This window comes from Streptomyces sp. 13-12-16, from assembly GCF_002114215.1.
Lineage (GTDB): Bacteria > Actinomycetota > Actinomycetes > Streptomycetales > Streptomycetaceae > Streptomyces.
In genome coordinates this window covers 1-723 of record NZ_NCTE01001395.1, presented here as the reverse complement: position 1 = coordinate 723, position 723 = coordinate 1, and the positions used below count along the sequence as shown (strand labels likewise).

General features: G+C 75.5%; 1 protein-coding gene and 1 riboswitch. The gene reads right to left on the bottom strand.

All coding sequences use genetic code 11. The features are described from left to right. A partial coding sequence (locus B7767_RS41495; protein ID WP_179167536.1) for a cobalamin biosynthesis protein occupies positions 1-267 on the bottom strand: 267 nt, incomplete at its 3' end. 118 nt (positions 268-385) lie between these two features. Further along, positions 386-505: riboswitch (cobalamin riboswitch) on the bottom strand. Positions 506-723: the final 218 nt, after the last annotated feature.

Genomic DNA, 723 nt, shown 5'->3' with positions numbered 1-723 from the left:
GGTGGCGACACCGGTCAGGGCGGCGGAAGCGGCGGGGGAGGAGCGTACGCAGCGGGAGGCGAGGGCACCCAGCGCGACGGTCCCGCCGACGCACACGGCGGTGTGCACCGCGCCCCGGCCCCGGTCGTCCCGCCACAGCACCCGTTCCACGGCAGCCGCGGCCCGCCCGAAAGCGGCGACCGGATGTCCTCGGCGGGGATCGCCGAACAGCAGGTCGCCGAGGAGGCCGGCGGCGGCGCCGTACGCGAACACGCGATCGGCACGCATGGGGTCAGCCGGTGACGGATCCGGCGGGAGTGGCCCCGGGGCGGGGCGGTGTGTCGCTGATCGACCTCGGCAGGCAGCCGCGCATGGCGTTATGTCCTCACTCAGGGTGTCCACGCCCTGGTTCGACGAGACCGGCGGCGAGAGTTCCTGGCTCCCGGGGTGTTCACCCCGGTGACAGTGGCGGGACCGCGCCGGAATCGCACCGGCTTCCTCTCCTGCCGCCGTAGTGGCTGAGGCAGTCCACCACGGCCCCGGAAGGGCCGTCAACTTGCCGTTGACCTGCGAGGCTGAAGTGTGCTGAGGCCCACAGAGGGGCTCCGGTGGGTGAACCCATGAGCGGGCGGTGCGGGGGCGCGCACACGCGGGCGGGCGGTGCGGGGGTGCGCACACGCGGGCGGGCGGTGCGGGGGTGCGCACACGCGGGCGGGCGGTGCGGGAGCCGAGGCTCCCGCACCG